This is a genomic window from Dactylosporangium fulvum (assembly GCF_025137375.1).
GTDB lineage: Bacteria > Actinomycetota > Actinomycetes > Mycobacteriales > Micromonosporaceae > Dactylosporangium > Dactylosporangium fulvum.
Genome location: NZ_CP073720.1, coordinates 371,516 through 386,598 on the forward strand (window position 1 = coordinate 371,516; position 15,083 = coordinate 386,598).

At 66.1% G+C, this 15,083-nt stretch carries 13 protein-coding genes and 1 tRNA gene; 4 read left to right on the plus strand and 10 right to left on the minus strand.

Going from position 1 to position 15,083, the window contains the following annotated elements:
• Positions 1–20: 20 nt before the first annotated feature.
• Positions 21–1,418 carry a hypothetical protein gene (locus tag Dfulv_RS01755; RefSeq protein WP_259860839.1) on the minus strand — a complete coding sequence of 466 codons (1,398 nt, stop codon included), beginning with the start codon at positions 1,416–1,418 and terminating at the stop codon, positions 21–23.
• A 390-nt stretch (positions 1,419–1,808) separates the two neighbouring features.
• On the minus strand, positions 1,809–2,318 hold the full coding sequence (locus tag Dfulv_RS01760; protein WP_259860840.1) for a MarR family winged helix-turn-helix transcriptional regulator: 510 nt from the start codon (positions 2,316–2,318) through the stop codon (positions 1,809–1,811).
• 74 nt (positions 2,319–2,392) lie between these two features.
• Here Dfulv_RS01760 and Dfulv_RS01765 point away from each other — a divergent pair, with 74 nt between their 5' ends.
• On the plus strand, positions 2,393–3,643 hold the full coding sequence (locus Dfulv_RS01765; RefSeq protein WP_259860841.1) for an MFS transporter: 1,251 nt from the start codon (positions 2,393–2,395) through the stop codon (positions 3,641–3,643).
• Positions 3,644–3,803: 160 nt separating this feature from the next.
• Positions 3,804–4,139, plus strand: a complete 336-nt coding sequence (locus tag Dfulv_RS01770; protein WP_259860842.1) for a hypothetical protein — start codon at positions 3,804–3,806, stop codon at positions 4,137–4,139.
• Here the strand turns inward: Dfulv_RS01770 and Dfulv_RS01775 are convergent.
• Positions 4,111–5,202 (minus strand): ABC transporter ATP-binding protein, encoded by a 1,092-nt coding sequence (locus Dfulv_RS01775; protein WP_259860843.1) that lies wholly within the window; start codon positions 5,200–5,202, stop codon positions 4,111–4,113. The two genes, Dfulv_RS01770 and Dfulv_RS01775, sit on opposite strands and share 29 nt — an antisense overlap.
• Before the next feature lie 250 nt (positions 5,203–5,452).
• On the opposite strand from Dfulv_RS01775, the gene Dfulv_RS01780 reads away from it, so the two are divergent.
• Positions 5,453–5,525: transfer RNA gene (locus tag Dfulv_RS01780), tRNA-Thr, on the plus strand.
• Between the two features lie 366 nt (positions 5,526–5,891).
• On the opposite strand, the gene Dfulv_RS01785 is transcribed toward Dfulv_RS01780, so the two are convergent.
• The 3 genes from Dfulv_RS01785 to istA form a co-directional block, all read right to left on the minus strand.
• The gene (locus tag Dfulv_RS01785) at positions 5,892–7,118 is read right to left on the minus strand and encodes a restriction endonuclease (RefSeq protein ID WP_259860844.1); all 1,227 of its coding nucleotides are present in this window, start codon (positions 7,116–7,118) and stop codon (positions 5,892–5,894) included.
• Between the two features lie 108 nt (positions 7,119–7,226).
• Positions 7,227–7,991: an IS21-like element helper ATPase IstB gene (gene istB / locus Dfulv_RS01790; protein WP_259867330.1), complete on the minus strand. Its 765-nt coding sequence runs from the start codon at positions 7,989–7,991 to the stop codon at positions 7,227–7,229.
• Between the two features lie 77 nt (positions 7,992–8,068).
• On the minus strand, positions 8,069–9,340 hold the full coding sequence (gene istA / locus Dfulv_RS01795) for an IS21 family transposase (protein WP_259858826.1): 1,272 nt from the start codon (positions 9,338–9,340) through the stop codon (positions 8,069–8,071).
• Positions 9,341–9,935: 595 nt separating this feature from the next.
• Between istA and Dfulv_RS01800 the strand changes: the two genes are divergently transcribed.
• A complete protein-coding gene (locus Dfulv_RS01800; RefSeq protein ID WP_259860845.1) occupies positions 9,936–11,015 on the plus strand; it encodes a DNA cytosine methyltransferase in 1,080 nt (359 codons plus the stop codon).
• A gap of 15 nt (positions 11,016–11,030) precedes the next feature.
• On the opposite strand, the gene Dfulv_RS01805 is transcribed toward Dfulv_RS01800, so the two are convergent.
• Genes Dfulv_RS01805 through Dfulv_RS01820 form a run of 4 tightly spaced genes read right to left on the minus strand, consistent with a single transcriptional unit; the run spans position 11,031 to position 15,061 of the window.
• Positions 11,031–11,504, minus strand: a complete 474-nt coding sequence (locus Dfulv_RS01805) for a very short patch repair endonuclease (RefSeq protein ID WP_259860846.1) — start codon at positions 11,502–11,504, stop codon at positions 11,031–11,033.
• A gap of 43 nt (positions 11,505–11,547) precedes the next feature.
• Positions 11,548–12,357: a DUF6339 family protein gene (locus Dfulv_RS01810; protein ID WP_259860847.1), complete on the minus strand. Its 810-nt coding sequence runs from the start codon at positions 12,355–12,357 to the stop codon at positions 11,548–11,550.
• Complete coding sequence (locus Dfulv_RS01815) at positions 12,354–13,283, minus strand: hypothetical protein (protein WP_259860848.1); 930 nt, start codon at positions 13,281–13,283, stop codon at positions 12,354–12,356. Before Dfulv_RS01815 ends, Dfulv_RS01810 begins: the two co-directional genes overlap by 4 nt.
• A complete protein-coding gene (locus tag Dfulv_RS01820; protein ID WP_259860849.1) occupies positions 13,280–15,061 on the minus strand; it encodes a hypothetical protein in 1,782 nt (593 codons plus the stop codon). Before Dfulv_RS01820 ends, Dfulv_RS01815 begins: the two co-directional genes overlap by 4 nt.
• Positions 15,062–15,083: the final 22 nt, after the last annotated feature.

Sequence of the window (15,083 nt, forward strand, 5' to 3'; positions counted from 1 at the left end):
TCGCCTGACGCGGCACTGGTTCATTCCGTGAGCTTGCGGCAGGGAATTGTCGCGGTCCAGTAGCGGTTGCTCGCGTGCGTCGAGATGGTGACCTTGGACTTGGTGCCGTCCGCACACTGGTCACGGGCCTGGCCCACGACCGTCGTCCACGACCGGGCGAAGGCCCGGTGATTGTCCACCCGGACGTTGGCGCCACACACCACGACGAGCACCGTGGCGAATGCCACCACGGGCACGTTGCCGGGCCCACGCCAAGCCGGCCCGGCCGGCGGGAGCAGCGCGGCCAGTCCGGCGATCGCGAGCAAACCGGGCGCGTACAGGTACCGATCGGTCGTGGCGCCCAGCGACGCCAACTCGACGCCGGTCAACAGGAGACTGCAACCGAACGCTGCGATGGCCACATGCCACATCGGCCGGGTCACCCTCAACAGCGCCGCCGCGACGATCGCCAGCACCAGCAGCCAGGCTGCCGCCACCAACGCCCGGTGCTCGATCGTATGCCGCAACGTCTGGCGCCACCACGTCTCACCCAGCAACGCGTTGGGGATGGACCACCGGACGTACTCGGCCGCCACCCACACCGGGTCGAGCCGGGTATGACCGATGTCGCCACGCGACGAATAGCCCAACGCGAGCCCGCCGTACTGCACCGCGGCGCCGAACACGAGCCCAGCCGTCATCAGCAACCCGGTGCTGTCGCGGCGAACCAGCAGCCGGACGGCCAGCAGCGGCAGGAACATCACCGAAAGTGGCGTAGTAAGTGCGACGAGTACCACCACCGTGGGCGCGACGATCCGGCCCACCCGCCCGGCCGGAACCCACAGCATGAGCCAGAACAACGCGTACATGAGCGCGAACTGCAACGTCGCCAGGTTGTCGATGACCGAACCGCCGTTGGGCCCCACACCGCCCTGCCCGACCGGGGCCACCACCAGTGGCGCCGCTGCCAACAGCCGGATCACGGCGGAGCTGACGTGACTGCCGCTGGCCACGTACACCAGGACGGCCAGCAGCGCGGAGGTGAACGCCGCCTCGGTGGTCATCACGGCAGCCGCCCAGCTCACCGGCAAGAACGTGGAGACCTCGGCGAACACCCGCGGGATCAGGTGAAAATAGCCGTTCATCGAGGTCGTCACGGCGTCCACAAAGGACATACTCAGGGCATCGGTGAGGAAGTACGTCCCGTCCTCGGCCCAGATCGAGTCGAATGCCCCAGGTCCCCGTACCCGTGTCAGTCCCACGGCCGTGCCGGCGACCACCGCGGCCGCGGCCAGCCCGAGGCCACGCAGCGTGACCTGGGTGGGCCGGGCGTCGGGGAACAGGGGGCCGAACCAGCGTCGCAGCCGGTCCGGCTCCGCGCGGTCTTCTGCGGGAGGGGTGCTGCTGCCTGGCGCCGAGGTGTCGGTCACCGCGGTCATCTGGGCTCCTCTGCCATGACAGTCCGGTCAGCTGCCATGACGGTCGGGCCGGATCCGGTAACCCGGTTAGCGGCCCGCCCATGACCGTCACTGACAAGCTGTCCAGCCACAACAGCAAGTTCATTCGGTCACCGTTGGTCGAGCACCCACGGATCACCCACGCATGCACCCGGTCCGGGCCTGCTGGGTGAAACCTGCGGGACGGTTTGTGGCGTATGTTCCGCAAGGCCGCCCTGACCGGGCAGCCCTTCGCCGACCGGGACGAGATTGAGCAGGCCGCCGCTTGCCCGCAGCCGAATCATCGAGCGCCACGACTGCACCTTTTTCTGCTCGTCGGGCGCCGCCGTTGACCTCACGCGGAACGGGGCAAGGTCAGTGGGTCTGTTCGGCTCAGGATTCGTCGGCACTCTCGATGACGGTCGTCAGCTTTTTGAGCAGCCGGTTCAAGCTGGTCAGTTCCTTGTCGGACAAGGCACCCAACAGCTCCTCCTCGGCGCGGCCGCGCAGCGCCAATGCACGTCGCCAGACGGCTACGCCTGCACTGGTGGCCTCGATGTTCACGCTGCGACGGTCGGTGGGACTGGGGGTGCGCTTGACGTAGCCGGCCTTCTCCAGGGCGTCGAGCCGACCGGTCATTCCGGCTGGAGATACGCCCAGATCTTCCGCGAGCGCCCGCGGCGATGCATGACCAGGAGTGTCGCGGATCATCAACATGTGCAAGGTCTCGTACTCGAAGTGCTGCAGACCCGCCTCCGTGACCGCAGTATGGGTGCTGTCCCGGAAGTAGCGTGCGATCCGCGCGAGGCGGACCGTGGCGGCCTCGACCTTGTCGTCGAAGGGTGTGTCGATCCAATGGTCGCGCCAGCGAGCAACATGCCGATCGGCGAAGTCGTGGCCCATGACCGGATGCTAGCAGTCATTCGGTAGCGAAAAGTTCGTTGACAAAAAGTTCGCCGCCGAAATACCTTGCCGCTGTGACCGATGTCTTGCTCCCACCACGGGGTACGACCTCGCCCTGGCGCTCGACGCCCTTCCGCTGGCTGCTGACCGGGCGCACACTGATCGGTCTCGGGTCGGCGATCACTCCCGTGGCGATGGCACTTGCGGTGCTACATCTCGGCGGCTCAGCCACCGACCTGGGCCTGGTGGTCGCGGCGTATGCACTCGTCGACGTGATCACCACCCTCTTCGCCGGAGTGCTCGGAGACCGGTTCTCCCGCGCGTTGCTCATGCGTGGTGCCGCTGTACTGGCCTGCCTGTCCCAGGCCATTGTGGCGCTCAGCCTCGCGACCGGCCTGGCCAGCGTGCCGATGCTGGCCGTCATGAGCGCCGTCAACGGGGCCCTCGCCGCGATCTCCGGGCCAAGCTCCCGCGCCGTGCTCCCGCAGACGGTACCTGCCTTGGCGCTGCCGACCGCAGTCTCAGTACTGCGACTGTCGCAGAATACCGCCATGGTCGTGGGCTTCAGCCTCGCCGGCCTGCTGGTCGGGCTCTTCGGACCCGGTTGGGCGATCGCCGTGGACGCCGCGACGTTCGCCGCATCGGCAGTCTGCTTCGCTGCCATGAAGGTCGAACCCTTGGCTGAGCCCGCGGCACGTTCGGTGCTCAACGATCTGGGCGCCGGAGCGCGTGAGGTCTTCCGCCACACCTGGCTATGGGTGCTCATCGTGCAGGCGCTGATCTATCACCTGATGTATGGCGGCACCCAGGGCGTTCTCGGTCCTGTCCTGGTGACCAGGCTGTTCGGTGAGGCGGCGTGGGGCTGGGCCCTGGCGGCACTGATGGTTGGGTTCATGGTCGGCGGCGTCATCAGCCTGCGCTACCGCCCTGATCGAATGCTCTTCGTCGGTACGGCATTCCTCGTCCTGACCGCATGTTTTCCGCTGACGATGGCCTTGCCCGTTCCTTTGCCGGTCATCCTGCTCGGCGCCTTCCTGCACGGCCTCGGCCTGGAAGTGTTCAGCGTCAACTGGGACCTGGCGATCCAACAGAACATTCCTCCCGACAAGCTCGCACGAGTCTTCGCCTTCGACCAGGTCGGCTCGTTCGTGATGCGACCGCTCGGACTGGCGCTCACCGGTCCCGTGGCCGAGAGCGTCGGCGAACGCAGCTGGCTCCTCGCCACCGCAGCCGTCATGACCGCGGCGACCCTCATGGCGCTGCTGCCCCCTCCGTGCGCAATCTGCGACGCCAGTCCTGAACAACCCCCCTGCACAACACCCTGAGAGTTCACGGGCATCGATCACACGTCGAGCACGTGCCGCGAGTTGCACGCAGGGCACAACGCGACAGCTGGTCACTACAGGTAGGCACGTCACCAGCAGCCACGACGCCGGTAAGATCGATCTCCGGGTCGGCCCCGTCGCCGCGATCGGCATCGCGGTCATGCTCACGCTGCTGCCGGTGCTGTTGACGATCTGCGGCCGCTGGATCTTCTGGCCGCTGTGGGCCGTCGCCGTGGGGGCGCTGTCGGCGTTGCTCGCGGCCACACCACCGCTGGCCGGTACCCCGGATCTGCTGGCGCTCGCCGCGCAGACGGCGGGTGCCGGCGCTGCTGTTCCTGGGCTGGCGGAGGTCGCCGCCCGGCCGGGCAGCAGCCGACTGGTGACCGAGGCGCGTCGGCTGACCCGGGTGCTTCAAAAGAAAAGGGGCGACGCACTTGGCGTCGCCCCTTTTGGTGCTTGTTCTACGGTCAGATGCGGCGGCCCGTGGCGGCGTTGAACGCGTGGTGCGTGCTGGCGTGCGGGCGGACGTACACGATCTCGGTCAGGCGCGGCGTGCGGCGCGGGTCGGCGCGGACGACGAACCGCTCGTCCTGGCCCTCCAGCGCGACCGTGCCGTGGACGTAGGCGTCGGAGCCGAGCTCCTCGACCAGGTCGACCGTGATTGGGATGCCACCGTCGTTCGGGCCGACCAGGTCGGTGTCCTCGGGACGGAACCCGACGGTGACCTTGCCGCTGGCGCCGTCGGACTGCGCGGCGGCGATCTGCTCGCGAGTCAGCGGCAGCACGACCTCACCGAAGCGGCCACCCTGGTCGGTCAGCGGCACCGTCTTGATGTTCATGGCGGGGGAGCCCATGAAGCCGGCGACGAAGACGTTCGCGGGCTGGTCGTACAGCTCACGCGGGCTGGCGACCTGCTGCAGTACACCATCGAGGAGCACCGCCACGCGGTGACCCATCGTCATGGCCTCGACCTGGTCGTGGGTGACGTAGACGGTGGTGATGCCCAGCTTGGCCTGCAGCGTCGCGATCTGCGAACGGGTCTGAACACGGAGCTTCGCGTCGAGGTTCGACAGCGGCTCGTCCATGAGGAAGACCTGCGGCTCACGCACGATGGCGCGGCCCATGGCGACACGCTGACGCTGACCACCGGAGAGCGCCTTCGGCTTGCGGCCGAGGTAGTCCTCGAGCTGCAGCATCGCGGCGGCTTCCTTCACGCGACGGTCGATGTCGTGCTTCGGCGTCTTGCGCAGCTTCAGAGCGAACGCCATGTTCTCGTACACCGTCATGTGCGGGTACAGCGCGTAGTTCTGGAACACCATCGCGATGTCACGGGCCTTCGGAGGCAGGTGCGTGACATTGCGGTCGTTGATCAGGATGTCGCCGGCGTCGACGTCCTCAAGACCAGCGAGCATGCGGAGCGAGGTCGACTTACCGCAACCCGAGGGACCGACGAGGACGAGGAACTCGCCGTCACCGATCTGGAGGTCGAGCTGGTCGACTGCGGGACGCGGCGTGCCCGGGTAGATGCGGGACGCCTTCGCGTACGTGACCGTAGCCATGGCAGAGTGCCACCTTCCACCGGCAGGAACGTGCCGGACGATCCGAGTAGAAAGTTCTCCGCCAGCATCGTCGCTGGTCGGAGTTGTGGCAACAGTACGGGCTGACCAGCCTTCTGCCAAGGTCGGGATGGTCTTTTGGGGGATTTTGAGTGGGTCTGCTCGGTCTGGTCGGTGGGTATGTCGGAGGCGAAGCGGGGCCGAGGGCAAGTACGATCGGTGCGGCAGGCCGGCATCGTCGGCTTGCTGGCCGGCCGACGTGGCGCAATTGGTAGCGCACCCGACTTGTAATCGGAAGGTTGGGGGTTCAAGTCCCCCCGTCGGCTCTCCTGATCAAGCCATTGACCTGGTCTTTTGGCTCATGGTGGCGATCTTGGCGGGTCGCTGGAGCGGCCATTGTGCTCATTCTGTGCTCGGACGAGCCAATTTCGCGCCGGACGAACACGCTCGCGCTGGACGGATGCGCCCTTGCCGCTGATGGAACGGATGGGCTGGTTGTGGTTCAGGACCGGGGGTGCTGTTACCCGTTTGTGGCCCCCGGTTTGGAGATCAATTTGGCGCCGGGGTCGGCCTGACTGTCTCGAGCGCTCCGGCTCGGTGAGCCGCTGCTATTCCAGGACGCTTTTCCAACACGACCCCCGTACTAGCCAGGGTTGTTCCTCGGTGGTCTCTCGAGGCGCTGCGCCCGAGGATCACCCGAGTAGGATCTCATCCGGCCGGCGGTACGTGATGGCGATGTCGTAGTCCCCGGTGACCGAGTTGAGAAGTGCGTTGAGGTCGCCGTTATGGTCGGCGGCTGCCATGCGGAGCACCTGCTCGGCGAGGGTTTTTCCGTCGATGAGCACCAGAGGGTACTGGTCGTCGATGACTTCGATCTGTGCTTGTCGGGAGAAGACTCCGGTAGTCACGAAGACCCCGATCCATCCGCGTCGCAGGCGGGCGACCACCCGAGCGACCTGGTCGGGACTGATCGACGAGGTGGGAGTTACGCATTTCGCCTGGCCGAGGACTACCAGTGGGACGTTGTTGGCGGCTGTGCCTACGTCGAGCCGACCGACGAAGTCGACCCCGCCGTCACCACCAGGTCGGGTAAGCCAGCCGTCGTGGTACCGAGCGCCGGAGTGGCCCAGGACCTGGGCAGTGACCCGAGCGGCCAGCAACTCAAAGGCATGCTTGCGTCCGTCGAAGTGGGTGTACAGACGCTGAAGTAGCTCCGCTTCCGCAGAGCCAACGGCTGGGCGTTGGTCTTCAGCCGAACGCACGCGCGAGGATACGACGCGGCGTCGTACGCGAGGAATCGCGGCTCGACCGTCTTTGACCCAGCGCCACCAGGACGCGGGCGCGTGGCGGGCAGCCTGCTCAGCGTGGAGTGTCGGGTTGCGGCGGTCGTCGATCCAACGCATGTCGAGGGCGTCGCCGGTCTCCGAAAGATCAATGACTGCCAGGTCGAGCACAAGGTTAGGGAAGCTACGCCCTGTCTCCGGGTCGCGCTGCACGACGTGCTCGAGTCGTTCGATGATCGCCGCACCGCAGAACTCGATGTGCCCCTTGACGAGGCTGCGGCCACCTCGCCTGACCGTTGTGGAACGATAGATCAGCAGTGGCGGTGCCTGGAGCCGCTCGCGCGAATCGGTGGCAGCGTGCAGTGCCCATGTGTCCAGCAGCGCACGGTTGCCTACTGTTGCGCCGGGAAGCCCGATCGTGGTCGGCTTGTGGTCTCCGTAATAGCGGACATGGCCATGGTCGAGGTCGAACTCGTCATGCCACGGGTTGGTGGCGTGCCCTGCTTTCCACGGACTCGACCGCAGGCTGATCACGGGCCGACGAGGTCTTTCAGGTGCGTCCACCATCGCTGCCACGTTGATACCGGCTTCGAGCATCAATCGTGGAATGTCGCCGGCTTCGGGTGAGGCGGTCACGAAGTGATAGTTGAGGTAACCGTCCAGCTCGACCTCAAGCCTGCTGTCGCCGATTTTTGAAATTTGACCCCTTTTGGGTTCCGGAATTTTGACCCCTCCGGTGGTTGGTCAGTTGTGGTTGGTGCGGTTGTCTTTGTTGAGGAGTTCGCGGCGTTGGCGGGTGCGGTAGGAGTCGCCGGTGAGGGTGAGGACCTCGGCGTGGTGGACGAGTCGGTCGATCATGGCTGCGGCGACGACGTCGTCGGAGAAGGTCTCGCCCCAGCGTCCGAACGGCAGGTTCGAGGTGACCATGACGGAGCCTTGCTCGTAGCGGGATGCGATGAGTTGGAAGAACAGGTTCGCGGCGTCCTGGTCGAACGGGATGTAGCCGACTTCATCGATGATGATCAGTTTGTAGCGGCGGATCTTCTTCAGTTCGGCTTCGAGACGTCCGGCGTGGTGGGCCTCGGCGAGGCGGGTGATCCAGTTGCTGGCGGTGTCGAACAGGACGGAGTGCCCGGCCTGGGTGGCTTTGACGCCGAGGGCGATGGCGAGGTGCGTTTTGCCGAGGCCGGGTGGTCCGAGCAGGATCACGTTCTCGGCTTTCGCGACGTAGGTGCTGGTGGCGAGGTGGGCGAGGACGTCGCGGCGCAGTGAGGGCAGGTGGTCGAGGTTGAAGTCCTCGAGGGTTTTCACGGTTGGGAAGTGCGCGGTGCGGATGCGCATGACGGTGCCTTTGGACTCGCGGTCGGCGACCTGGCGTTGCAGCAGCGCGGCCAGATATTCTTCGTGGGACCAGTTCTCGTCCCGGGCCTGACCGGCGAGTTCTTCCCAGAACGCGCCGATGGTGGGGGTCTTCAGGACCCGGGTGAGGTAGGCGATCATCGACGGCATCCCGTCCTTGATCCCGCCGCCGGGCCCGTTTCTGGGGCCGGTGGGCTGGGCTTGCTGGGATTTCGTCTTGGTGGTGGTCATTCGCTGCTCGCTCTCGTTGCTGTGCTGGTGGTTGGGTTGAAGTCGACGCCGAACAGGGCGTCGTAGTCGTGCAGGGCCCGCAGGGTGACCGGATGCCCGTCGCCGTGGTGGCGGGTGGCCGCGAGGCGTCGTTGGCGGTCTTCGGCGAGGGCGTGGCGCATCAGCTTCGCGGTCGCGGCGTGGCCCGGGTCGGTGATCACGCCGTGTTTGGCCCAGGACCGGTCGTGCCGGGCCACGACGGTGCCGTCGCAGGACACCGTCACCAGATGCGCCGTGGCGGTGACCTCGACGAACCGGCCGATGAAACGCGGGTCGACGGAGTAGTCGACGGTGTCGACCCGCACGTAGTAGTCCCGGCCCAGCCGGATCCGTTGCTGCAAACCGACTTGCGGCCCGACCGGTGGCAGCGGCAGCATCGCCGGGCGGTCCGTTTCGAGGAGGTCCACGGGCCGGCCATGGATCGAGCGGACCGTGCGGGTGTTCGCCGTGCTCCCCAGCCAGTCACCGAGCTGGGTGTTGAAGTCGGTGGGTGAGGTGAACCGCCTGCCGGGCAGGAACGACGTCTCCAGATAGCCGTTGGCGCGTTCCACCATGCCCTTGTATTCCGGGTCGCGGGGCGGGGCCAACTGGATGCGGGTGGCGAGGGTCCCGGCGAACGCCGCCGCCGGGGCGCTGACCCTGCCGGTCCCGCCGATCGCGGACTCCCGATCCCAGACCAGGGTCCGGGTGACGCGCCCGATCCCGCAGATCAGCAGCCACATCCCGGACAGGATGTCCCCGGCCTGCCGGGTCGGGATCATCGTCGCGGTCATGAACCGGGAGAACCCGAGCGTCATCACCAGCACCGGCAACACCCGGTCCTGACCCGCAGCGACCGGGATCCGCGGCTGCGGGAACCACAGATCGCACTGCGTGATCTGCCCCGGCTCATAGACGACCCGGTCGACCGGGTCGATCCCCACGTACTCCGGCCGGATCTGCGCCAGCCGCTTCTTCAACGGCGACAACGAATACGGCCAGCCGATCCGCTGCGCGATCACCGGAACCGGCATCCGCGGCCACTCACCCAGCAACACCCGGATCCGCGGCTCGAACGCATCCACCACCGACCCACGCGCCGGCCGCTCATACCGCGGCGGCCGATCCGACGCCAACGCCGCCCGCACCGTGTTCCGAGCCACCCCCAACCGCCGGACGATCTCCTTGATCGGCACCCCCTCCGCCCGGTGCAAACGACGGATCTCTGCCCAGTCCTCCACGCTCAACACCCTCCAAGATCATCAGAACGGAGGGGTCAAAATTCAAAGATCCACCGGGGGTCAGTCTTCCGGAAGCTGCGACAGCCTGCTGGCTCCCTGGGCATAGCGCATGACCTCGAGCATCGGAACTGGGCGGGCGTGATCCACCTGCACATATTGGCTGCTCGCCCTCTGGGACGGTACTGGCGTTTGGAATAGCCTTCCTCGCCTGACGTGCCTATGCCGGAACTGTGAGGTGCACCGCTGGGCGACATGCGCGGGTGCATCGGCGTCGGCTTCGCACCGGGCCGTCCTGCGGTGCGGTGGCGCGATTCCCCACGGCATGGACCGCTGTGACGAGCTCGTCAGTGAACGGCTTGCCGGCCGCGAGCACTCCAGTCCTGGCGCGGTGCACGGTCGTGACGGCTATTGGTCCTACGGGAAGGGGGCGATAGGGGGTCAGCGCTGGACGCGCACCATAAAGTGTCCATAGTGGTTGGTGCGGCCAACACGGCGTAGCAACCTGGGCTGTGGATGCCCTGATCGGGTGCATCTCTGAGCTAGACGGAAAGTCGAGCCGGCCAGCCGCTGGCGAGCGTCGGTGCGGCCGGCTAAGGTACAGCCCATGCCGAAGATCTTCCGCGTCGTGGACCTCTTCGCCGGATGTGGGGGGCTTACGGCGGGTCTTCGGAAGACCAAACGATTTACTCCCGTCGGTGCGGTCGAAATCGATCTGGCCGCGGCTGCCACATACGCCGAGAACTTCGGCGAGGAGCACATCCATCATGGTGGCATCGCAGAGTGGCTGGACGAGGGGTTAGCCCCGGAGGCCGACGTCGTCGTAGGCGGACCTCCGTGCCAGGGCTTTTCGAACCTGGGAAAGCGACTCGACGACGATCCGCGCAATGAGCTCTGGCGTGAGTACTGGCGTGCTCTCAATATCATCAAGCCCAAGGTTTTCGTGGTCGAGAACGTCGACCGGCTCCTGCGCAGCGACCAGTATCAGCAGATGAAAGCCGCTACCGAGAGTGAGGATCTCCGCGACTACGAGCTCCGCGCGGACGTCGTTGTGGCTGCTGCGTTCGGCTCGTCGCAGATCAGGCGCCGGGCTATCGTCATCGGTACTCACCGCGACTTGAAGCCCATCGACGTTCCGATCTCCGACCTGGGTCGGGAACATTGGAAGACCGTCCGAGAGGCTCTGGCCGGCGTGAGATCCTACGTACCCAAGCATCGGCAGGGCCTGCCTCCCGGATCTGTTACGCGGTTCGGCCAGTCGGTTCCCGGGCCGTTCCTCAGCCGCTCACTTCACATCACGCGTCACTACGAGGAGATCTCCCGAGAGCGGTTCGAGTACATTCCTCCTGGTGGCAACCGATTTGATCTTCCTGATCGTCTCAAGTCGCCCTGTTGGCGCAAGCACACGACCGGCGCCGCGGACGTCATGGGCAGACTCAGGTGGGATCGGCCGTCAGTGACCATCCGGACCGAGTTCTTCAAGCCGGAGAAGGGGCGTTACCTGCATCCGTCTGAGGACAGGGCGTTGACCCACTACGAGGCCGCGAGACTTCAAGGGTTCGACGACGACTTCAAGTGGTGTGGCAACAAGCTGCAGATCGCCCGTCAGATCGGCAACGCCGTTCCTGTTGAGCTCGCGATGGCTATTGGGCAGCACGTTGCCGATGCGCTAGACGGACAGAGCTGAGGGGCGCGGCAGGATTCAGTCCGGAACCGCCAGCGATTCCCGCTGGCCGGCCCGCTCTCGGAAGGCGGCGCGACGCTCGTTCAGCAAGTCGACGATGCGTACGACAGCGTCAGCGGGACTCTCATGTTCCCAGATTCTGAGGACCGACCAACCCAACGCCTCGAGGTGGGCGGTCGTCGCTGCGTCGCGCAGACGGTTCGTCTCCAGCTTCTTCGACCACCAGTCTCCGTTGGCGGTTGGAATCGTCTTGTGCTGGGAGCACGAATGCCAGAAGCATCCGTCGACGAACACGGCTACCCGGGCTCGAGTAAACGCGATGTCGACGGTTCGCCGGCGTAGACCGGGTATCGGCCACGCAACTCGGTAGCGATAGCCCTGGGCATGCAGCAACTGTCGTATCGACACCTCCGGTGCCGTGTCGCGGCGCCGTTGGCGGCTCATACGGCTGGAGACGCCGGACGAGCTCGGGACGGGCAGCTGTGCCACCATGACGCAACCGTACCCCGGCCGGGTCAGACAACGACGAGCGGCTTCACAGGTCGGATTCCTTGAGGTCAGCCGCGTTGACGCCCGTCTCGGCGAGCTGGCGCCTCGACTCATGGCGCTGTTCTCGGACGAGTTCCAAGAGACCTTGCTCAGGCATCCAGTCGAGGTCGAGGAAAGCCGTCAGTCGGAGAAGGCGCCGCAACGAGTCGCGATGCACCGCCCTAGCCGGTACACCGTCATCGGTCCGGCCGTCCTCGACATGGGCCCGCACGATGGCGCGCACCAGCGCCGGGGCTGCCGCCACGGCACGACGGCGGGCCATGACATGGTCCAGATCGGCCTCTCCGAGGCCGGACAGCAGTTCGTAGGGATCCGGAAGAGACGGATCGTGGAGGACGTGCGCACGGGTCCACAGCCTGGCCAGTGTGTGCCTGGTGAGGTCCGTTCCCTTGAATCGGTCGGCGAGGTAGACGCCGTCTCGCATCGGGAATCGCCAGGCGCAAAGATGGGGAACCAGCACCAGTGCGAGGAAGGCCCACACCTGCCGTTGCGACGCCTCGCCCGGAAGCATGCCGGACCGCTCGTGCAGATATCGTGCGGCCATCCGATCGAACTCGTTCCTGCCCGCTGTGGTGGGCGGGTCGGGGAAGCCGTTGACGGTGGCGAACTTTTCCAGCTCGGTAGCGAGAAGACGCAGCTCGTCGCGACTGACGCGTGTCCCACCCGTGGCGGCGTAGACGGCACGATCCGATACGACGGCCGCGAACCGCGCCAGGTCTTCCGGCTGACGACCATGCAGACTCGCGAACAACCTCTCGGACTCACCGGGCAGAAGTCGGGGATACAGGGTGCTCACGGCGTTCTGCCTCCCGGGAACAGTAAACTGCTCTGAACGGCGGCACGCAGTCGTGACGGGTCACGCCGACGTTCCTCTCTCAGGCGGTCGATGGCGTCGGCGAGGCTCTCGTTCGGCAACCTCAGAAACGCCCTGATCAGCCCGTGAACCAAGGCTGCGGTCGTCACCTCGCCGTCGCGGTCCGTCGTCTCCTCCTCAGACGGGAACTCGTCGTCCTCCAGCGCCCGACCGACCAGGTCGTACACCACGTCCACCGTGAGCGCGTCCCAGAGAACCGCCGCCTTGGGGTCGTTCGGTTTCCGCACAGCCTCGTTGACCTGCTCGTTGTCATCGTTGAGCAGGACGAGCAGGTTGCCCATGGCGGCGCTGCTCCACTCGGCCGAGTCGACGCTCACGTACCAGGCAGCCCGTTCCGGCAAACCTTGGTTCTTGAAGCTGACCGGTGCCACCGGCAGAAGCCCCGCATTGCCCTCCAACCGGATGGAGGTCTGGTCACGCCACAGCACGCTGCCGGGCCTGAAGGCGACGAACGGATCTGAGCCGCCAGATCCCGTCGCCAGCACGATTGTCGTCTCCAGCGTGACTGCACCGGCGAGATCTGTACCGGGGATTTCGACGTCGAGGATCGTCTCGACCTGTCCGGGTACACCGTCGTGTCGCAAGGGCACGTGTGCAGCGGAGCGACGCAGCAGGGAAGTCGAAGGCCAGTACCGCACGTTCATGGCGAGCGTTACGGCGCTGTCGAACCCACAGGCAGTCAGGAGCGCCGTCATGTCAACGGTGACGCGTCTGGAGAAGTGCAGCAGCGTGCCGTAGTCCCAACTCGGTAGGTGATCACCGGCGGCGACACCGTCGTCCGTGTGGACCCATGGTTCTGCCGACACATGGTCGCCTGCTGTGCGATACGGATATGCTCGCCCGCTCATCGCGGCATCGCCTCAACCGCGACGTCGACGGCCGCGTCCACTACAGGCACCACCAACAGTTCGTACTCGCTCGGGCCCTCGTCGACCTCGACGAATTCACCGAGCGTCACGTTGCCGTCCAGGCGCCAGCCCAACACTTCAGGAACGGAACCCCCCGCAGGCCTGGTGGTTTCCAGTGACCCCTCGCCGGTGAACACCGACGCCGAGCCTCGGAGCGTGGTCGGGCCGGACACTCGAACCTTCTGGACCAGGACGGCTCGGCCGGCGTGTGAGGCGAAGAAGGGCGATCCGACGAGAGCAGGCCTGGCTTGGCGCCGAGGCGTAGAGGTCGTGCCGCGTCCGTGCTTCGGAGCTTCAGCGCCGGAGCCACCGCCGGTGGGAGTCGAAGAGCCATGTCCGGACCGGGCGAAGTCGGTGCTGCCACCAGCCGGGTTCGAGTCGGACGCGCCGGTTCCTCCCACGCCGGACAGGAGAAAGCCCAGCCTCTGCGCGATGGTGCCAACCGGAACAGCGACGGCCTGGGAGCTTTGCGTCTTGGGCCCGACGATGGCCGCGCACTGCTCCAGCATGCGCTTGCGCGCCATCCTGACGAACGTGGCGTCGCGTCCGGTCAACTGAACGTCGACCCAGGCATCGTGCGTCGGAGGCTCGGATCTTGAGAATATCGAGTCCAGGTCGTCGTTCACCTTGAAGACCGCGGCGTACCCGACGTCGGGATGTGCCTTGGTCGGGCCCGGTAGGTATTGCACGACCAGATCCGGTGAACGCATGAGGCATACGTGATGAGGGGAATCGACAAGACCCAGCTCGGCAGCGGCGGGTGACGTCACCTTTGCTCCGAAGGTGTCTTGGTGGCCGAACTGACCCAGTTTCTGTTTCGGCCTCATGCAGAACAGCGCTGTGCCGTGCTCGCCCAGTGCCGTCCGGTATGCGGCAGCGAAGTTGGCCAACACGGCATCGTCGTGTTCGGAAGGGACGGGGACCCGGACGCCATGTGCCGAGACCGAGACGTGCACACGAACCGCGCGGTCGGCAAGCGTTACTGGCCACAGGTTCCACGCTGCGGCATCCGCCAGGTAACGTCCGGCGGACTCGATGGACATCTCGTCGGCATCGTCGTCGGGCAGCGAAGGGTCCGAAAGGTCTGGATCGAGTACCACGACCGTCGTTCCGGTTTCGTCCTTCTCGAATCCGGGTAGCCCCAGACGACGTGCCGTGACATCGGCATCCTGGTCCGCCAGTGGTTCGCAATGGTCCAGGCTGGGCAGACCCCACCAGTGCCGGCCTGTGTACGGCACGCCGTCCACCGTCGTCGAGCTCAGCAGCGCCGACGCGATCAGTCGGGAACGCAACTGATTCCCCTCGCGAAAACGCGTGTAGATCAGTACCGTCCCGACCCGGGATGCGAGGAAGAACGCGCCCTTGCCGTACCCGTACGTGCCGCCACCACCGTCGACGTCCTGTCGCTCGCCGCTGTTCAGCACGAACGACAACCATCCACGTTGGTTGGGCTTCGCCTCGACGTCCGATCGTGTCGGGCCGCCCAGTCCGCTGGTGCCCCGGTCCGAGACCGCGAGATAGCGGATGGTCGAGCTCCGGAACAGGTCCGACAACGTACGGGCAGCCGTGGGGTCGTTAGGCGCGTTTGGCGCGAGGAGTTCCTTCCAGGTCGACCGGTGCGCCGGCGACACGGTAACCAGGTCGAGCTTGAACGAGACGTCAGCCGACGTCTTCGCGTCCCAGCTGTTCTGGGCCGATTCACGGACCAGCACAGTCAACACCGACAAGGTCGGCCGCCCC

Coding starts and splice junctions, on each gene's coding strand:
- Dfulv_RS01760 (WP_259860840.1), bottom strand. CDS start 2,318: ATGGGCCACGACTTCGCCGATCGGCATGTTGCTCGCTGGCGCGACCAT.
- Dfulv_RS01770 (WP_259860842.1), top strand. CDS start 3,804: ATGCTCACGCTGCTGCCGGTGCTGTTGACGATCTGCGGCCGCTGGATC.
- Dfulv_RS01815 (WP_259860848.1), bottom strand. CDS start 13,283: ATGAGCGGGCGAGCATATCCGTATCGCACAGCAGGCGACCATGTGTCG.
- Dfulv_RS01755 (WP_259860839.1), bottom strand. CDS start 1,418: ATGACCGCGGTGACCGACACCTCGGCGCCAGGCAGCAGCACCCCTCCC.
- Dfulv_RS01805 (WP_259860846.1), bottom strand. CDS start 11,504: ATGGTGGCACAGCTGCCCGTCCCGAGCTCGTCCGGCGTCTCCAGCCGT.
- Dfulv_RS01800 (WP_259860845.1), top strand. CDS start 9,936: ATGCCGAAGATCTTCCGCGTCGTGGACCTCTTCGCCGGATGTGGGGGG.
- istB (WP_259867330.1), bottom strand. CDS start 7,991: ATGCCGTCGATGATCGCCTACCTCACCCGGGTCCTGAAGACCCCCACC.
- Dfulv_RS01775 (WP_259860843.1), bottom strand. CDS start 5,202: ATGGCTACGGTCACGTACGCGAAGGCGTCCCGCATCTACCCGGGCACG.